This is a genomic window from Aeromonas molluscorum 848 (assembly GCF_000388115.1).
GTDB classification, from domain to species: domain Bacteria; phylum Pseudomonadota; class Gammaproteobacteria; order Enterobacterales; family Aeromonadaceae; genus Aeromonas; species Aeromonas molluscorum.
The window spans coordinates 39,144-57,383 of the sequence record NZ_AQGQ01000006.1; the positions used below are offsets into that span (position 1 = coordinate 39,144).

Sequence of the window (18,240 nt, forward strand, 5' to 3'; positions counted from 1 at the left end):
TTGTTGCAGAGGTTTTACAGTGGCCGAGCGGATTGTTTGTCAAATAGCCAGTCAATCCAGCTTGTCGTGCCAGGAAGGAGAGGTCAGCCACAGGAAATGACTGACCAAACAATAACAACAAGGACGAGGTTTAACCCACCATGCTGTCGTATTTCTTACGTCGGATGCTTTTGATCATCCCGACGTTTCTGGGCATCACGCTGCTGGTCTTCACCGTCACCCGTTTCGTGCCGGGCGGCCCGGTCGAGCGCATGCTGCTGCAGGCGCAGGTCTCGCAAAATGAATCCGGGCGTTCCAGTGGCAGCAAAGGCGGCCAGGCTCTCTCCGACGAGCAGATCGAGGAACTCAAGGCCTTCTATGGCCTAGACAAGCCGATGCTGATCGCTTATTGGGAGTGGCTGCAGAAGCTGGTGGTGCTGGATCTCGGCGAGTCGACCCGCTACTACGAGCCAGTGTGGGATCTTATCAAGGACCGGCTCCCCGTCACCGCCTTCTTCGGGCTTGCGACCTTCCTGCTCAGTTATGCCGTCTCCATCCCCCTCGGGGTTGCCAAGGCGCTCAAGCACAACAGTCGCTTCGACTCCTTAAGCTCCATGCTCATCTACATGGCCTATGCCTTGCCCGCGTATGTGGTGGGGATCTTCCTCATCACCGTCTTTGCGTTCCACCTGGAGTGGCTGCCCATGGGCGGCTTCCCGGGCGACGATTATGAGTACATGGAGAGTAGCTGGGACAAGATGGTGGCCGTCTTCTCCCACGCCTTGTTGCCGCTCATCGCTTATGCCATCGGCGACTTTGCCATCCTCACCATGACCATGAAGAATAGCTTGATGGAGAACCTGTCGGCGGATTATGTGCGTACCGCCGTGGCCAAGGGGCTGCCGTTTCGCAAGGCGGTGACCGACCATGCCATGCGTAACAGCCTGATCCCCATCGCCAGTCACCTGGGATCCGTGCTTACCGTCTTCTTCGGCGGTTCCTTCCTCATCGAGACCATCTTCAACATCGACGGCATAGGTCTGCTCGGTTACGAGGCCATCGTCGAGCGGGATTACCCTACCGTCATGGGCATACTCGCCATCACCTCCATGCTGATGCTGGTGGGGAATATTGTTTCCGATATTTGCGTGGCCCTCGTCGATCCCCGCGTGCGGTTTGGAGAATGACCATGAACCTGAATCCGGTCACCCTGAAGAAACTCAAGCGTTTCAAATCAATCAAGCGGGGCTACTACTCCTTCATCATCTTTTCAATCCTGCTGATCCTGGCGTTGCTGGCCGAGCTGCTGGTCAACAGCCGGGCGCTGGTGGTGAACTATCAGGGGGAGCTCTACTTCCCCACCTATGGTGACGTGATCCCCGGTCAGCACTTCGGGCTGGATTACCAGTACGAGACCAACTATCGACAGTTGCAGACCCGTTTCGCAGAAGCGGGAAAAGGAGACTGGGTGCTGTTGCCCCCGGTGCCCTGGAATCCCTACGAGCAAGACTTCAAGCAAGATGTTTATCCCCCCTATGCCCCCAGCTTGGCGGATCGCCACTTTCTCGGCACCGACACCAGCGGTCGGGATGTGCTGGCGCGACTGGTATACGGTTTTCGCATCGCCATCGGCTTTGCCTTCATCGTCCTGGTGGCGAGCTATCTCATCGGCGTCAGCATTGGCTGCATGATGGGGTTTCTGGGTGGCAAGTTTGACCTTTTCTTGCAGCGTTTCATTGAGATCTGGTCCCAGGTGCCTTTCCTCTACGTCATCATGATCCTGGTCTCCCTGGCCAAACCCAACTTCGGCCTCTTCGTCGGCATCAACGTGCTGTTCGGCTGGATGGGGATCACCTGGTACATGCGTACCCTCACCTACAAGGAGCGGGCGCGAGACTACGTCATGGCGGCGCGGGCCCAGGGGGCCAGCACCAAGCGGATTATCTTCAACCACATACTGCCCAATACCCTGGTGATGATAGTGACCCTGGCCCCCTTCGCCGTGGTCGGCAACATCTCGACCCTGACGGCGCTGGATTACCTCGGTTTCGGGTTGGCGCCGCCGACGCCCAGTTGGGGGGAGCTGCTCTCCCAGGGCATCAACAATCTGGATGCCATCTGGATTGTCAGCTCTGTGGTGGTGGCGGTGAGTCTGGTGCTCATCATGGTGTCCTTCATCGGGGAAGCGGTGCGTGAAGCCTTCGATCCTCGCAAATTTACCCGTTATCAATGAGTGGTCGCCACGCCTGTGCAAGAGGCGGGCGCACCTTGTGAATGTTACCCGTTATCAATCAGTGCCCCGTGCAGGGATGCAGTGACCAGGAGATCAAGATGAACAACAAGATGAAATGGATAGGGGCCCTCTTCCTGTTGGTGAACGGGCAATGGGTGTGGGCGGCGACACTGCCCCAAGGCCTTGTCTGGGAGACCAATGACAAGGATCCCCAGTTTGCTTCTGCCAAGGCGCTGCCGGGCGGCACCTTCAATATGTTTGTGGACAGTTTTCCGCTGACGTTTCGCACCGTGGGGCCCGATTCCAACGGCGCGTTTCGCTCCTTTATCCTGGACAACCAGCTGCGCCTGATCAGTTTTCATCCCAATACCGGCAACCCCATCCCGTCGCTGGCGACCCAGTGGGCCATAGCACCGGACAATCAGACCGTCTATTTCAAGCTGGATCCGAGGGCCAAGTGGTCTGATGGCAAGCCGGTCACCGCCGATGACTACACCTTTGGTTACGAGATGATGCGATCCAAGCACATCAAGGGCCCCTGGTTTAACAACTACTACACCACTGAGGTGGTGGCGGTAGAGAAGATTGATGCCCACACCATTCTGGTTAAGGCCGGTAACCCCAAGGCCAAACTCGACTTGCTCAATACCACTGAGCTGTGGCCCCAGCCCAAGCACTATTACACCCTCGATGAGAACTGGGTGAAGAAGTACAACTGGGCCGTGGTGCCGACCACCGGGCCCTATGTGATGACAGAGGTCAAGAAGGGCAAGTCAGTCACCTTCAGCAAACAGAAGGCGTGGTGGGCCCAAAGCGATCGTTACAACCAGCACAGATTCAACGTCGATACCATCAAGGTGCAGGTCATTCGTGATCGCAACATCGCTTTTCGCCACTTCCTGAAGGGGGAGTTCGACAGCTTCGAGATGTTGTTGCCGAACTGGTGGCACGAGAAGGCCAACACCCAGGAGTACAAGCAGGGGCTGGTCAAGAAGGTGATGGCCATGACGGACACCAAGCAGGGTGCCCAGGGGCTGCACCTCAATATCGCCAATCCCAAGCTGGCCGATATCAATGTCCGGCTCGGCATCCAGCATGCCCTCAACATCGATAAGATGATCAAGACAGTGCTCTATGGCGACTATCAGCGCTCCACCACCTTTGATTCAGGCTTTGGTGCCTTTACCGATGTTGCCTTGCCCGAGCGTACCTATGACATCAACAAGGCCCGAGACTACTTTGCCAAGGGCGGCTTCGACCAGGCTGGGCCGGATGGAATACTGCAAAATGGCAAGGGGGAGCGGCTCAGTCTGGCCATCACCTATGCCACCTCGGAGCACACCAAGCGTCTGACCGCGCTCAAAGAGGAGGCCAAGAAGGCGGGTCTGGATCTGGAACTCAACCTGGTCGATGGCGCCACCGGCTTCAAGGTGATGCTGGAGAAGAAACACGAGGCGGCCTGGCTTGGCTGGGGGGGCGGTGGCCTCTATCCGCAATATTGGGAGTTCTTCCACTCGGATAATGCCAACAAGTCGCAGACCAACAACTTCTTCAATGTGGCTGACAAGGCGCTCGATGCCCTGATCGATGCCTATGGCAGCGAGTTCGACACCGACAAGCGTGCCACGCTCTCCCAGCAAATTCAGCAGCGCATCTATGATCTCGCCATCTTCGTGCCTGGTGCCCAGCTCAACTATGTGCGGGCCAGTGCCTGGCGTTATGTGATGCTGCCCGAGGTGCCTGCCACTCGAAACTCCCCGGATCTGCTCTATTGGCCCATGGACGGTTACCCTTATAGCAGTGGCGGCTTGCTCTGGCTCGATCCCAAGGTAGAGGAAGAGACCAGCAAGGCCAGGGATGCGGGCGAGAGCCTGCCCTCGCAAGACATGGTCGACAAGACCTATGCACGCAGTTGAGAGGGGCGGTCAGATGTCGATAAGCAAGCAGCCTATCCTGGAGGTTCGGGATCTTGAGGTGGAGTTCAGCGTCGATGATGGCAAGATCAAGGTGCTGGACGGCGTCAGCTTCTCGGTCGCCGCGGGCCAGACCTTGGGGATCGTCGGCGAATCAGGTTGTGGCAAGAGCGTCACCTCCCTGGCCATCATGGGGCTGCTGCCCAAGCCCCATGGTCAGGTGGTGGCTGGTTCCATCAGGTTTCAGGGCGAGGAGCTGCTCAGTTTAAGTCCGCAGCAGATGTACAAGGTGCGCGGCAATCGCATCTCCATGATCTTTCAGGAGCCGATGACCGCGCTCAATCCGGTCAAAACCATAGGCGCTCAGCTGGTGGAGGTATTCACCCTGCACAGGCCAGAGTACAGCAAGGCCCAGCGTTTCGATGCTGCCATCGCCATGCTGCGCAAGGTGGGGATGCCGGAGCCCGAGACAAGGTTCAACGTCTATCCTCATAATCTCTCTGGCGGTATGCGCCAGCGGGTGATGATCGCCATGGCACTCTCCTGCGAGCCAGATTTGCTCATCTGCGACGAACCGACCACGGCGCTGGATGTCACCATTCAGGCCCAGATCCTGGAGCTGATGAAGGAGTTGCAAGCCCAGACTGGCATGGCCATCCTCTTCATCACCCATGATCTCGGGGTCGTGGCCGAGTTGTGCGACGAGGTGGTGGTCATGTATGCCGGGCGCGCGGTGGAACGAGCCCAGGTGTTCGACCTGTTCGAGCAGCCCCATCACCCTTATACCCATGGTCTGCTGAGCTCCATTCCTCGCTTGGAGGATGAACCAAAGACGTTGCTCAACACCATCAAGGGCCAGGTGCCGGCGCTTTCCGAGATGCCCGCTGGCTGCCGTTTTTCCAACCGTTGCCCCCATGCCAGCGATATCTGCGTGAGCCAGGTTCCGTCCATCGAGTTGCTCCACAACCGGCACGCCGTGGCTTGCCACCATTGGAAGGAGATCCGGGTATGACGTCACTGTTGAGTGTCAAAGGGCTCAAGCAGCACTTCGTCATGGGCGGAGGCTTGTTGCAGAAAAAGTACACCGTCTATGCGGTGGATGGCATCAGCTTCGATCTCAAGCAAGGGGAGACGCTGGGTCTGGTAGGGGAATCCGGCTGTGGCAAGTCGACGCTTGGGCGCTCCTTGCTCAAGCTGTTCGAGCCGACGGCGGGGCAGATCTGTTTCGAGGGGCGGGACATCACGGCGCTGAGTGCCCGGGAGATGCGCTCCTTGCGCCAGGAGATGCAGATCGTCTTTCAAGATCCTGCGGAATCCCTCAATGGTCGCCATACCGTGGGCCAGATCCTGGAGGAGCCCTTCATTATTCACGGCAAGGGGAGCCGCAGTGAGCGCCAGTTGTGGGTGCGAGAGCTGCTCGGCAAGGTGGGACTGCCCGAGACGGCGGCGGATCGTTTTCCCCATGAGTTCTCAGGTGGACAGCGTCAGCGTATCGGCATCGCGCGCGCCATTGCGCTTAAACCCAAGCTACTGGTCTGCGACGAGGCGGTGTCGGCGCTGGATGTGTCCGTTCAGTCTCAAATCGTCAATTTGTTGCTGACCTTGCAGCGGGAGATGAACCTGGGTCTCATCTTCATCGCCCACGACTTGTCGGTGGTCAAACACATCTCGGATCGGATCGCCGTCATGTATCTGGGACGCATCGTCGAGATAGCACCGGCCCAGCAGCTTTACCGTAATCCACGCCATCCCTATACCCAGGCGCTGATTTCCGCCATCCCTGTGCCGGATCCCCGCCGGCGCAATCAGCGTATCTTGTTGACGGGGGACGTACCTTCTCCCATTTCGCCGCCCCCCGGCTGCCATTTTCATCAGCGCTGCCCCCATGCCGGTGAGCGTTGTCGCAGTCAGTCCCCCCAGCTCGAGCCCTGTGCAGGAGAGGCCCATCAGGTGGCCTGCCACTTCCCCTTGCCCCAGGAGGCGCCAACGCAGGCCGCAGTGATAACGCTAGGAAAGGCTATTTGAATGCAAGTGGCGCCAGGGCGCTAGTCGCTGGGTTGCAGCCGGATTAAAAATTGGGGCCCGTGGGCCCCATCTTCATTGGTAGCGTTCAGGTTCGGCCTGGGGGTGCGTGAGCACAAAGGCCTTGGCAGGACTGCCTTGCCGGATGGCATGGCGGCTGTGTGTGGTATTTTTATAGGTGTTTTGTTGGCTAATAACGACATTGTTGTCGCCGTGGCTAGGCACCGTAACGGAAGTAATAGTTACGAGTAGACGGGGCGTAGGTGTCTTTTTCAACACCGCCTTTTTTCTTGCTGGTGGCACCTTTAAGGTGGAACAGTACGGCCAGGTTCTCAAACATGATTCACCTCGTTGCTCTGTTGTTTATCGTGTTTTTTGTGACTCAAGTCACAGTGCAATCCTAGCGATTAATGTGATGCAGATCAAATTTTGAGGTAATTAAACAACATAACTCATGGAAAAGGTTTTCCTGTGCAAGTCGGCTCATGGATAGGTTTTCAGAAAGCGGTTGCAGGCAGGCTCTGGACCTAAATGCGGGATAACAGGGCATCTGCGGCGGTGAATTCGCCATCCAGAATAAGAGGGGAAGGCAGGGAAGGGGTAGGAATAGCGGGGGGATGACATCATGCCCCGCACAAGGCGAGGCATGATGTTTGCCTGGCTCTTATTTGACCGGGATCTGCTCGAGCACATGCACCAGCAGCTGCCAGAAGCGCTCGACCGCCGGGATATGGACCCGCTCGTCCGGGGAGTGGGCACCGCGAATGGTCGGCCCGAAGGAGACCATGTCCCAATCCGGGTAGGCGCCCTTGAACAGACCGCATTCCAGCCCAGCATGGATCACCATGACATTGGGCAGGTCGCCGAACAGGGTCTGGTAGCTGTTGCGCACCAGCGCCATCACGGGAGAGTTGACGTTCGGTGCCCAGCCTGGATAGGCGCCGGTGAACTCGCAGCTGGCGCCAGCCAGGCTGAACAGGGAGCGGGTCATCTGTTCGACGCTCTCGCGGCCCGAGTCATGGAGGGAGCGGATCAGGCACTGAACATAGACTTCGTTCTCGAGGGTCTTGATGACCCCCAGGTTGGTCGAGGTTTCGGTCACCCCCGGAATGGCATCGCTCATGCGGATCACGCCATTGGGGCAGGCCATCAGGGCGTCGAGCAGGCGGCGCTGCAGATCGTCAGAGAGCAACTGGCTTGGAGCATCCTGCTCTTGCAGCAACACCGTCAGGTTTGCCTCGACGGCGGCCAGCTCAGTCTGGTAGATACCGGCATACTGGTCGACCAGGGCTTTGAAGTCAGCTACACTGGCAGTGGGCACCAGCAGCTTGGCACGGGCTTCACGGGGGATGGCATTGCGCAGGGTGCCGCCGCTGATATCGCTAAGACGAACTCCCAGCGGATCGGCGGCCTTGAGCAGGCGCACCAGGAGTTTGTTGGCGTTGCCACGGCCACGATGGATGTCGACCCCGGAGTGGCCGCCGCGCAGCCCCTTCACTTGCAGTTCGAAACCCGTGCCCTCAGCGGCAGCAACCTGCTCCAGTGGGAAGCGGATATTGGCATCCACGCCACCGGCGCAGCCCATGTAGACCTCGCCATCCTCTTCTGAATCTGTATTGAGCAGGATCTCGCCTTCCAGCCAGCCAGCTTCCAGACCGAAGGCACCCGTCATGCCGGTCTCTTCATCCGTGGTCAGCAGCACTTCCAGCGGACCGTGCTTGATATTCTTGTCGGCCAGCACCGCCAGACAGCCGGCCATGCCCATGCCGTTGTCGGCGCCGAGGGTGGTGCCACGGGCGGTGACCCACTCACCCTCTATATAGGCATCGATGGGATCGGTGGCGAAGTCGTGCTGAGTGTCGGCATTGGCCTGAGGCACCATGTCCATGTGGGCTTGCAGCACCACAGCTGTGCGGTTCTCCATGCCCGGTGTGGCCGGCTTCTTGATGATGAGGTTGCCCACGGTATCCTGTTTGACCGCCAGACCTTCACTCAGGGCCCAATCGGTGATCCAGGCACTCAGTTTGGCTTCATGCTTGGAGGGATGGGGAATGGCGCAGATCTGTTCGAAGAAGTGCCAAATCAGTTTGGGGGATAGAGAACTAAGAGGTGCCACGTCAGACTCCTTACCAGCACGGGAAATAACCGGGCCCACCAGGGCCTGATGAAGAGGGTAACGATAATACAGTCAATCCCGTAAAACTGTGAGCGATCAGCACAAATCATGGCCGTCACTCGCTTTGGCCAGGCTGGCAAGCTGGCGTTACTATGAAATCTGGTGATTTATTTTTGTGACTTGAGTCACAAAAATATTGAGTTTTGCGATGGTGCTGGTAAATTGTCCTCCGTGGTCTCCACCACCGTCAGGACGACGAGAAGTGCCTCCAAGGAACCGAAGCAAAGCAAGTGCGCCTCCATGGAACCGAGTATCAGCTTAAGGATTAAAGCCCGCATTAAGGTTCGTAACTTGTTAAGCAATCAGGAGTTTATATGTCAGGCAGTAGCGCAACTTATTGGTTTACCCCCTCTCTCTACACCCAGGGCTTCAGCTATCCGAATGCCTTTGTCAATCGTCGTTAAGAGGCGATAGGGCCCAACGGCGACATCCATGGGCTCAAGTAGAGAAAACAGCAGGCGTGAGGTTTCCTCCACCTGCTTTTTTTTGCCCGCAAGTTACCTCTTCTTTCTCTCATGCTCTCTGGCGCTTCATCTCTGCACGATGCGCAAGCTTGCAGAACACCTCGCGCCTCGCGGGTCACTGGTCAAGGGAATCAAACGATACTCATCAACAGCTCTCCTGATAAAAAGGCATACGTTTGCCACCCTTTTCAGCGGAAAATGGTGCTAACATAGCCGCCCAATAGCCTGTCCATGCCCATCCCTTGCGATGCGTCGTCATGGCGAGCCCAGACTGCCCCTCTATCTTTGTTCGTTTCCAGCCCGGCTCACTTAGCCCGAGCGGGATTAAGTGCAAGCTAAATTTGGCGCAGGAGAAGGTGGTATCACCCTGGGGACAAGCGCTGGCAGGCAATAAATTTCAACTGTTCACCTGTTTTAAAATAACTTGTCGAGATCGATAGCATGCCTAAGAAATTCTACGTGTCATGGGATAACCTGCAGCGGGAAGCCCGTCGTCTGGCTCGTCGCCAACTGCCAGTCAGCCAGTGGAAAGGGATCATCGCCGTCAGTCGTGGTGGTCTGGTCCCCGCGGCCCTGATGGCCCGTGAACTGGGCATTCGCAACGTAGAGACCCTGTGCATCTCCAGCTATGACCACAACAACCAGCGCGAGCTGACAGTGGTCAAGGCCGCGACCACCGCAGGGGATGGTGAAGGCTGGCTGGTGGTTGACGATCTGGTCGACACCGGGGGGACCGCCAAGGCCATTCGCGAGCTCTATCCCAGAGCCAAGTTCATCACCATCTTCGCCAAACCGCTGGGCGAGCCGCTGGTGGATGACTTCGAAGTCGCCATTCCGCAAGACACCTGGATTGAACAACCCTGGGACATGGCGCTGGAGTTCACCACGCCCATCTGCGAAGAGCAGTAATTCCGGCGGCCGTTGCCGGCACGTCTTGCTGATACACAGGGCTCCTTCGGGGGCCCTGTTTCGTCGCCCGCGTCTCATGAAGCCAGTCTGGGGTGGTCTGCCATGACAAAACATGGGTAAGATGGGTCACTGATTGATGGCGATGAGACGATTCTGTGAAGCCAAGCGACGACATTAACCTGACCGAACAACTATTTACCCGCGTCAAGAAGGTACAGGAGACCTCGGCAATTTCGAACAGCAGCCCCCTTGAACCACAGGATGAGACGGAAGATTTCATCGATGGTTCTGCGGTGCGCAGCTGGTATCGTCTGCTGCGTCGTCCTTCCTGGGCCTGGCAAGGTGCGGATCCGGTCGAGGTGGAGCAGACGCTGGCCCGGATCGCCATGGGCAAGGGGGAGCGCAGCCACCCCGATTTGCTCGATACCATCAAGGGGTATGTGCCGGGTAACTGGGTCTTTGAATGGAGCCAGCAGGCCAGCGGTCACTTCAAGGAGGGAAGAGCCCTTGCCGAAGCCGGTCAGCGTCCGGAGGCAATCAATGCCTTGCTCAAGGCGGTGCGCTACTACTCCATCGCCAGTTATCCCCATCTCAAACACGATGAGCTGGCCGATCAGGCGCAGTTGCTCGGTAATCTCGCTTACCGGGAGGCGGGGCGCCTGTTCGATGTGCCGCTCAAGGAGATACAGGTTCCCTTTCGTGGCAAGCACATCCAGGGCTACCTGCACCTGCCGACCATTGACAAGCCGGTGCCGCTGGTGATGGTGAGCGGTGGCATCGACTCTCTCCAGCTCGACTACCTCAATTTCTATCGCAAGTACCTGGCCCCGAATGGTATTGGCATGCTCTCCCTGGACATGCCGGGCATTGGGTATGCCGAACATTGGCCCCTGGTGCAGGACACCAGCCGCCTGCATCAAGCCGTGCTGCACTATCTGGCCGAGGTGGCCTGGGTCGACCATCAGCGCATTGCCATGGTGGGTTTTCGCTTTGCGGGCAATGTAGCGGCTCGACTCGCCTTCATTGAACCGTTCAAATTACGCACTGTGGTATGCATCGGTGCCGGGGTGAATCAGTGCTTCGCCGACCCATCGCTTTTTGCCAAGTGCCCGCGCATGATGCGTGATAGTCTGGCTAACAGACTGGGTGCCAACGCCGCCGACTGGGAGCAGATCCGCACCAAGAGTCAGGTGTTTTCCCTGAAAAAACAGGGGTTGATGAGTACGCGGACCTCAGTCCCCATCCTCAGCATCGGTCACAAGCGAGACTTTATCTGTCCGGAGCAGGATGTCAGGGCACTGGCCGCTTGCAGCCGTAATGGCAAGGCGGTGGTGTTTGACAAACAGCCGTTGCGGGAGGTCTATGACAAGGCGCTTCACGAAACGGTAACTTGGCTCAAGCAACATCTATGTACTTGATTATCTTCTTTTTACGCTGTCACCATCTCGGTTGATGGGATGGCACTGCTTGTTCAACACGGAGGTTAACATGCCAGAAAGAGTCACCTATAAACGCCTGTTGCGGCAATTTGCCGCCATTGGCCCCTATTTGCGCGAAGATCTGTGCGAAGAGGGTCGCTACTACTTCGACTGCCTGTCGGTCTGCGTCAGCGCCAAGGCGGCGCCGGACAAGCGGGAGTTCTGGGGGTGGTGGCTGGTGCTGGAGCAAGATGATCACCACTTCCAGTACCACTATCAGCTCGGTTTCTACAATGGCGAGGGCAACTGGATAGACAAGCCGCTCCCCAAAAAGCATCAGGTAGAGGTAGACCGCTCCTTGCGACTCTTCTATCGGCTGCTCAATACCAAGCTGACGCAACTCGAGTGTCAGCTTGCCCCCGCGAAGCAGGTCACCCACGAGTTATCTGTCACGGCCGCCTGACCCGACTGCCCTGCGGGGGTTAATTGCCTTGCAGGGCAGCAGGGGCTGGGTATAAAGGGAACCCCTATCTTTTTGCCTTATCGTCTCCATGGAAAACAAAACCATAGTCGTCAAGTTGGGCACCAGCGTGCTCACCGGGGGTTCTTCCCAGCTCAATCGTGCCCACATGGTCGAACTGGTTCGCCAGTGCGCCGCGTTGCACCGCCAGGGCCACCGGGTGGTGTTGGTCAGTTCGGGGGCCATCGCCGCCGGTCGTGCCCACTTGGGTCACCCCCCCCTGGCCCCGACCCTGACCAACAAGCAGATGCTGGCGGCCGTGGGCCAGACCCAGTTGATCCGGGTCTGGCAGGATCTGTTCAACCTCTATGATCTGCATGTCGGCCAGATGCTGCTGACCCGCGCCGATCTGGAGGACAGAGAGCGTTATCTCAATGCGCGCGATACCCTGCGCACCCTGCTCGATCACCGCATCATCCCCATCATCAATGAGAACGATGCCGTTGCCACCGCCGAGATCAAGGTGGGGGACAACGACAATCTTTCCGCTCGCGCCGCTATTCTGGCCGATGCGGATCTGTTGATCCTGCTCACCGATCAGACCGGGCTTTTCACCGCGGATCCGCGTACCAACCCGGATGCCCAGCTGATCGAGGAGGTGCAGACCATAGACGATACCCTGCGTAAATTGGCAGGAGGCAGCGTCAGTGGCCTGGGAACTGGCGGCATGGCGACCAAGTTGCAGGCGGCCGATGTGGCCCGCCGGGCCGGGGTCGATGTGGTGATCGCCACGGGGCAGGTGCCGGAAGTGGTGGGGCGTCTCGCCAATGGCGAGCGGATCGGCACCCGCTTCCCGGCCCTGGCTTCTCCCCTTGAGGGGCGCAAGAGCTGGATCCTGGCAGGCCCTCCGCCCCTTGGCGAGGTGCAGGTCGATCTCGGCGCCGTGGCCGCCATGCGCGACAAGGGCTCCAGCCTGTTGCCCAAGGGCATTACCGGGGTGAGGGGCATCTTCGTGCGTGGCGACGTGGTGCGGATCCTGGATCCTCATGGCAGCGAGCTGGCGCGCGGCATCTGCCGTTACAACCACGAGGAGCTGACACGGCTGCGCGGCGTTCACTCGGATCAAATCGAGACGCTGCTGGGCTACGGCTATGGCGCCGTGGCCATTCACCGCGACGATATGGTACTGCTGTAACCTCAAGGTAGGGCTATGACCCTGCGCGAGTACATGGTATTGCTGTTATCAAGGTGGCGGGTCAATCCCGCCAGTAATGAAAGGATCGAAAGATGAGTCTGGAGACATTGGGACAAGCGGCCCGCGGCGCCGCCTATCAGCTGGCGACCATCAGTACGGCCCAGAAGAATCAGGCACTGCTGGCCATCGCCAGCGAGCTGGAAGCCCGGCAGAGTACGATATTGGCCGCCAACGCCAAGGACATCGCTGCGGGCCGGGAGGCGGGCCTGTCCGAGGCCATGCTCGATCGGCTGCTGCTCACCCCTGAGCGGCTGGCAGGCATTGCCAATGACGTGCGCAAGGTAGTGAGCCTGGATGACCCGGTCGGCGCAGAGCTCGATAGCCGGATGCTGGAGAACGGCCTGCGCCTCTCCCGGCGCCGGGTGCCCATCGGCGTCATCGGCGTCATCTATGAGGCGCGCCCCAATGTCACCATCGACATAGCGGCCCTCTGCCTCAAGACCGGAAACGCCAGCATATTGCGCGGCGGGCGCGAGACCTTCCACTCCAACCTGGAGCTGGTCAAGGTGATCCAGGCCGCCCTGGCCAGTGCAGGGCTGCCCATTGCTGCGGTGCAGTACATCGACAACCCGGACCGAGCGCTGGTCGCCGAGCTGCTGCGCCTGGATCGCTACGTGGACATGATCATTCCCCGTGGTGGCGCCGGTCTGCACAAGATGTGCAAGGAGAACAGCTCCATTCCCGTCATTATCGGCGGTTTTGGGATAAGCCATGTGTTCGTGGATGCGAGTGCGGATCTGACCCGCTCCCTGGCCGTCATCGACAATGCCAAGGTGCAGCGCCCCTCTGCCTGCAACGCCCTCGATACCCTCTTGGTCCATGAGGCGATCGCCGCCGATTTGCTGCCCCAGCTGGTGCTGCGCATGAACGAACAAGGGGTGAGCCTGGTGGCCGATGCCACGGCCATGGGCTTGCTGGCCGATGCAGACGGTCTGCGCGAAGCCGGTGCCGAGGATTTTGATACCGAGTGGCTCAGTCTGACCTTGGGGGTCAAGGTGGTGGCGGACGTACACGAGGCGCTGGCACACATGCGCGAGCACAATGCCAGCCACTCTGATGCCATTCTCACCAATGATCTCTACAACGCCGAGTGCTTCATCAATGGCGCCGGCTCTGCCGCCGTTTACGTCAATGCCTCGACTCGCTTCACCGATGGGGCACAGTTTGGTCTGGGGGCCGAAGTCGCTGTCTCTACCCAGATGCTCCATGCCCGGGGCCCCATGGGGTTGGCCGAGCTGACCAGCTACAAGTGGGTGGGTCAGGCGGATTATCTCTCCCGTCCCTGAGCCTGCTGATGCGGCGTCCTGGCCAATGACATGCCGACCCCGGGGTCGGCATTTTTATTGCCGGAGATGAGAGAGGTGCTCTGACAGTAGTGGCTAGCGCACGCTCATTAGCTTCATTAGCGTACTATCAACACGGGGCAGGGCGCGTGACGCACCACGGATTCCGCAACGCTGCCAACCAGCAGGTGGCTGAGGCCGGAGCGACCATGGCTGCCCATTACCACCAGATCCACCTTGTCCTCCTTGGCCTGGGCGACGATTTCGTCGGCGGCGCGGCCAAAGCGCACGATGAAGTCGGCAGGGATCGGCAGCGTCTCGATGAGCCGCTGTATTTCTTCCTTGGCGTGACGCTCCATCTCGTGGGTGATCTCGATGGCGGTCATGTGCAGTATTTTGTAGCTGTCAAAGCCATGCAGCTGATCGACCACATGGATCAGCTTGAGGCTGGCATTGTGGCTCTTGGCCATGAAGACGGCATAGTCCAGTACGGGTTGGGACATCTGGGAGAAATCGACGGGACAGAGCAGGGTGCGGATAGACATGGAAGGCTCCTTACGCGAGTTGTCTATGGGGGTAAGCCGTGCAAATGGGCTACCAATGAATCTCATCTACAGTTTTACCTACTTGCCGCGCAATAACTTGCGACTGGCTCGCAAATTTGAAAAATGGTCGCACGGCCTTGATCTGAATGGGCTGATCTTCAGGGTCAGCCGTGCATAATCAAAAGCATGGTGCCGGAAGGCGAGAGGAGAGGGAATGCAGATACTGATACGAGTCCTATTGATCTGCGGTTGCCTCTGTCCCCTGATGACTCGGGCTGAGGATCTCCCCGTCTATTGTGATGATTGGCCCGGCTTTTGCGAGGCGGATGGGGGGGGACTCTATCTGGATTTGGCACGGCACATCTATGAGCCGCTTGGTTATCGGGTTAAGCCACAATCGATGCCCTATAAGCGGGCGCTGGCCATGGTGGTCAAAGGAGGGTATGGCATCACCATGGGGGTCTATCTCAATGAGGTGGAAGGGGTGCGCTGGCCCCATTATCCGGACGGTGCCGACGATGTGACCGTCTTCATGCTCGACAAGTGGCGAGCGAGCTGGCAGGGGGAGCAAAGCCTGGCCCAGCAGCGGGTGCTCTGGCAGCGGGGTTGGGCCTTTGACAAGTACATCAAGGTGCCGATGCGCTGGCATGAAGTGAACAGCCATGAAGATGCCATGGCACTGCTGCCCAAGGAGCGGCACCGTTATTACCTGAGTGCCGGGGTGCTCTATGCCAATGACCCGCTGCCGCCCCACATCAGCCGGGTCTTCCTGCGCTGGTTGCCAAGTTACCCCATCTTTGCAAACAGCGACGCCGGGCTCAAGTTGCAGCAAGAGTGGGATAGAGGCATAGCTCGCCTCATTGACAGCGGCGAGTTGACCCGGATCTACCGGGAGAATCGCTTGCTCGACTACTACCGCGATTTTTTACGGGGGCTCAAGCAGGAGCGGCGGGCTCAGTCTGCCCGATAAGCCTTGGCCAGCCGGTCATAGAGGATGACGTTGACGGTGGCGGCCAGGTTCATGCAGCCGTGGGTCGGGATATAGACTACCCGCTTGACCCCGGAAAACAGCGCCGGTTCCAGGGTGCCATCCTCGGGGCCGAAGATGTAAAAAGCCCGGGCCGGATGGTCGAACTCCGGCAAAGGGGTAGCCCCCTCAATCAAGTCCACCAATACCGGCTCGCAGCCAGCAGGCATCACGCTGAGCAAGTCATCCACGCCGAGCAAGGGGATCTTGTCCACCATCTGCTTGGTGTCGGTGGCAAACCGGCGCGCCAGTTCGAAGCGGCTGCCGGTATAGCACACCTCGTCGGCCCCATAGCAGCCTGCGGCCCGCATCACGGCCCCCACATTGCTCGGTGATTTTGGATTGACCAGGCCCAGGCCGATGTAGTCGCAGCTCGCGTCCCTTGCCGGCTCGACGCCTTCGTTATTGTTCTGTTCACTCATCTCGCTCTCCTGGATTGCGGCGCCATTATAAGGGGCCTAGCCGCGTTCTGCCCAGTCTACTGATGCGGTGTCATTGGCAGCCTCATCGGGGCCTTGCTCGCTGGGTTGCGACATCTGCAAGCCGACCCTGGCCTTCCTCCTGGTGCCGCGCTGGAGAAGCTTCCCCGCAGCCTGCAAGTGGCCATTTTTTTGCTCGGGGAGCGAGTTTATGCTCTGGATGACAGGGATCCCGTCTCGGGCGTAGCCCTGCTTTCCCGAGGCATAGTGGGGGATCTGGGCGGCGAACCCGTGGTGGCCTCTCCCCTCTACAAGCAGCGCTATGGGTTGGATGATGGTCGCGGCCTCGATGACGCCGGCCTGGCGGTACGCAGCTGGCCGACCCGGCTCGATGGCGACCTGGTCTGGATCAATCTCGCATGAGCCCATCTGGCGGCGGATTGTGCCATTTGCAATAAACACCGGGCCTGTGCCCGGTGTTTTTCTGTGCGCAGACCGACAAATTTTCATCCTCCCGATTGTATCGAAACGTTTTCCTTGGATTATAGACATAAGTTTGTAAATGGATGTTTGTCTATGACTGAGCGAGAGCAAGAGATCCTGGCCCTGTTGCGCCAGGACCCCATGATTGCCCAGCAGGAGCTGGCGACCCGACTCGGCATCAGCCGCTCGGCCCTGGCCAGCCATGTCTCCAGCCTGATCCGACAGGGGCTGGTGATGGGGCGGGGCTATGTGCTGCGGGAGGGGCCCTACGCCGTCGTGGTGGGGGGCGCCAACATGGATATCTGCGGCCAGAGTCGGGCGGCCCTGCGCATGGGGGACTCCAACCCGGGCTCGGTGCGCACCTCGGCCGGTGGCGTGGGGCGCAACATAGCCGAGAACCTGGCGCGGCTTGGCACCGATACCCGCCTGGTGACGGCGGTGGGCAACGATCAGCATGGCCATCAGCTGCTTGAGGCGAGCCAGAGTGCCGGCGTCGACGTGCGCCAGGTGCAGGTGCTCGATGGCAAGGCCACCTCCTGCTATCTGAGCCTGCACGATGGCCTGGGGGAGATGAGTTGCGCCATCAATGACATGGGCATCATCGAGGAGCTGACCCCGGCCAGATTGACACCCCTTGGCGGTTTTCTTTCTGCCGCCAACGTGCTGGTACTCGACACCAACCTCGCCACCTGCACCCTGGACTGGCTGTTCGACCGCCATGGGGAACAGGTACTGTTTGTCGATACCGTCTCGGTGGCCAAGGTGGAGAAGATCCGCCCCTGGCTCGGCCGCATTCATACCCTCAAACCCAATCGCAGCGAGGCCGAACAGCTGTGCGGCTTCGCCATCGAAGGGCCGGATACCTGGCCCAGGGCGGCGCACTGGTTCCACAGTGCCGGCGTGCAGCGCCTGTTTCTGAGCCTGGGCGAGCAGGGCATTTTTTATAGTGACGGGGAGACGCAGGGTCACCTGCCCATCCTCGGCTGTCCGGTCAACAACGTGACCGGTGGCGGTGATGCCTTCATGGCCGGATTGGTCCATGGCTGGCTGGCCGGCAGCGACATGGCGCAAACCACCCGTTTTGCCCTCGGCTGCGCCGCCCTTACCGTCGGTTGTCATGAGACCGTCTTTTCCGGCCTGTCCAAGGCCGCCGTCGAACGTATTCTGGAGGAGTACCCATGTTGACAAGCTATCTCGATATCCAACCCGAAGTCGCCGCCGCCCTCGCTGCCGGCCACCCCGTCGTGGCGCTGGAGTCCACCATCATCTCCCACGGCATGCCCTATCCGCAAAATGTGGAGACGGCGCGCCGGGTCGAACAGGTGGTGCGCGACAATGGCGCCATTCCGGCAACCATCGCCATCATGGATGGCCGACTCAAGGTGGGATTGGATAACGACATGCTGGAGGCCCTGGGCCGCGCCGGTCACAGAGTCACCAAGTGCAGCCGTCGTGACATCCCCTTCGTGCTGGCCAAGCGCGCCATGGGGGCAACGACAGTGGCCTCCACCATGATCATCGCCGCCATGGCCAAGATCCGGGTGTTTGCCACCGGCGGCATTGGCGGTGTCCATCGTGGCGCCCAGGAGAGCTTCGACATCTCGGCGGATCTGCAGGAACTGGCGCAGACCCCGGTCGCCGTGGTTTGCGCCGG

General features: G+C 59.3%; 18 protein-coding genes. 14 read left to right on the forward strand and 4 right to left on the reverse strand.

Features of this window, described 5'->3' with window-relative positions:
- The first annotated feature begins 140 nt into the window (after nucleotides 1-140).
- The 5 genes from G113_RS02400 (at nucleotide 141) to G113_RS02420 (ending at nucleotide 6,150) form a co-directional block, all read left to right on the forward strand.
- On the forward strand, nucleotides 141-1,166 hold the full coding sequence (locus tag G113_RS02400) for an ABC transporter permease subunit (RefSeq protein WP_005892537.1): 1,026 nt from the start codon (nucleotides 141-143) through the stop codon (nucleotides 1,164-1,166).
- Between the two features lie 2 nt (nucleotides 1,167-1,168).
- Entirely contained in the window at nucleotides 1,169-2,212 is a 1,044-nt protein-coding gene (locus tag G113_RS02405; protein WP_083940342.1) for an ABC transporter permease, read from the forward strand.
- 98 nt (nucleotides 2,213-2,310) lie between these two features.
- Nucleotides 2,311-4,128 carry an extracellular solute-binding protein gene (locus G113_RS02410; protein ID WP_005892541.1) on the forward strand — a complete coding sequence of 606 codons (1,818 nt, stop codon included), beginning with the start codon at nucleotides 2,311-2,313 and terminating at the stop codon, nucleotides 4,126-4,128.
- 13 nt (nucleotides 4,129-4,141) lie between these two features.
- Nucleotides 4,142-5,137 carry an ABC transporter ATP-binding protein gene (locus G113_RS02415; RefSeq protein WP_005892542.1) on the forward strand — a complete coding sequence of 332 codons (996 nt, stop codon included), beginning with the start codon at nucleotides 4,142-4,144 and terminating at the stop codon, nucleotides 5,135-5,137.
- Nucleotides 5,134-6,150: an ABC transporter ATP-binding protein gene (locus G113_RS02420; protein ID WP_005892544.1), complete on the forward strand. Its 1,017-nt coding sequence runs from the start codon at nucleotides 5,134-5,136 to the stop codon at nucleotides 6,148-6,150. Before G113_RS02415 ends, G113_RS02420 begins: the two co-directional genes overlap by 4 nt.
- Nucleotides 6,151-6,364: 214 nt before the next feature.
- On the opposite strand, the gene G113_RS21950 is transcribed toward G113_RS02420, so the two are convergent.
- Both G113_RS21950 and G113_RS02425 read right to left on the reverse strand, forming a co-directional pair.
- A complete protein-coding gene (locus tag G113_RS21950; RefSeq protein WP_005892548.1) occupies nucleotides 6,365-6,487 on the reverse strand; it encodes a hypothetical protein in 123 nt (40 codons plus the stop codon).
- 324 nt (nucleotides 6,488-6,811) lie between these two features.
- Complete coding sequence (locus G113_RS02425) at nucleotides 6,812-8,263, reverse strand: aminoacyl-histidine dipeptidase (protein WP_005892551.1); 1,452 nt, start codon at nucleotides 8,261-8,263, stop codon at nucleotides 6,812-6,814.
- A gap of 965 nt (nucleotides 8,264-9,228) precedes the next feature.
- Here G113_RS02425 and gpt point away from each other — a divergent pair.
- From gpt to G113_RS02450, 5 genes are all read left to right on the forward strand, one after another.
- Entirely contained in the window at nucleotides 9,229-9,696 is a 468-nt protein-coding gene (gene gpt / locus G113_RS02430; RefSeq protein ID WP_005892554.1) for a xanthine phosphoribosyltransferase, read from the forward strand.
- Nucleotides 9,697-9,851: 155 nt separating this feature from the next.
- On the forward strand, nucleotides 9,852-11,114 hold the full coding sequence (gene frsA / locus G113_RS02435) for an esterase FrsA (RefSeq protein ID WP_005892556.1): 1,263 nt from the start codon (nucleotides 9,852-9,854) through the stop codon (nucleotides 11,112-11,114).
- A gap of 70 nt (nucleotides 11,115-11,184) precedes the next feature.
- Entirely contained in the window at nucleotides 11,185-11,577 is a 393-nt protein-coding gene (gene crl, locus G113_RS02440; RefSeq protein WP_005892558.1) for a sigma factor-binding protein Crl, read from the forward strand.
- A gap of 88 nt (nucleotides 11,578-11,665) precedes the next feature.
- Entirely contained in the window at nucleotides 11,666-12,769 is a 1,104-nt protein-coding gene (proB, locus tag G113_RS02445) for a glutamate 5-kinase (RefSeq protein WP_005892561.1), read from the forward strand.
- Between the two features lie 92 nt (nucleotides 12,770-12,861).
- Nucleotides 12,862-14,115 (forward strand): glutamate-5-semialdehyde dehydrogenase, encoded by a 1,254-nt coding sequence (locus G113_RS02450; RefSeq protein WP_005892563.1) that lies wholly within the window; start codon nucleotides 12,862-12,864, stop codon nucleotides 14,113-14,115.
- 116 nt (nucleotides 14,116-14,231) lie between these two features.
- Here the strand turns inward: G113_RS02450 and G113_RS02455 are convergent, their stop codons facing one another.
- A complete protein-coding gene (locus G113_RS02455) occupies nucleotides 14,232-14,657 on the reverse strand; it encodes a universal stress protein (protein ID WP_005892565.1) in 426 nt (141 codons plus the stop codon).
- A 214-nt stretch (nucleotides 14,658-14,871) separates the two neighbouring features.
- On the opposite strand from G113_RS02455, the gene G113_RS02460 reads away from it, so the two are divergent.
- The gene (locus G113_RS02460) at nucleotides 14,872-15,627 is read left to right on the forward strand and encodes a substrate-binding periplasmic protein (RefSeq protein WP_005892567.1); all 756 of its coding nucleotides are present in this window, start codon (nucleotides 14,872-14,874) and stop codon (nucleotides 15,625-15,627) included.
- On the opposite strand, the gene G113_RS02465 is transcribed toward G113_RS02460, so the two are convergent.
- Complete coding sequence (locus tag G113_RS02465) at nucleotides 15,612-16,106, reverse strand: RNA methyltransferase (RefSeq protein WP_005892569.1); 495 nt, start codon at nucleotides 16,104-16,106, stop codon at nucleotides 15,612-15,614. The two genes, G113_RS02460 and G113_RS02465, sit on opposite strands and share 16 nt — an antisense overlap.
- 105 nt (nucleotides 16,107-16,211) lie before the next feature.
- Here G113_RS02465 and nirD point away from each other — a divergent pair, with 105 nt between their 5' ends.
- The 3 genes from nirD to G113_RS02480 form a co-directional block, all read left to right on the forward strand.
- The gene (gene nirD, locus G113_RS20365; RefSeq protein WP_269077621.1) at nucleotides 16,212-16,526 is read left to right on the forward strand and encodes a nitrite reductase small subunit NirD; all 315 of its coding nucleotides are present in this window, start codon (nucleotides 16,212-16,214) and stop codon (nucleotides 16,524-16,526) included.
- Nucleotides 16,527-16,679: 153 nt separating this feature from the next.
- Nucleotides 16,680-17,771 (forward strand): PfkB family carbohydrate kinase, encoded by a 1,092-nt coding sequence (locus tag G113_RS02475; protein ID WP_005892574.1) that lies wholly within the window; start codon nucleotides 16,680-16,682, stop codon nucleotides 17,769-17,771.
- The coding region (locus G113_RS02480) for a pseudouridine-5'-phosphate glycosidase (RefSeq protein ID WP_005892577.1) at nucleotides 17,765-18,240 on the forward strand (476 nt) is incomplete at its 3' end. The genes G113_RS02475 and G113_RS02480, both read left to right, overlap by 7 nt.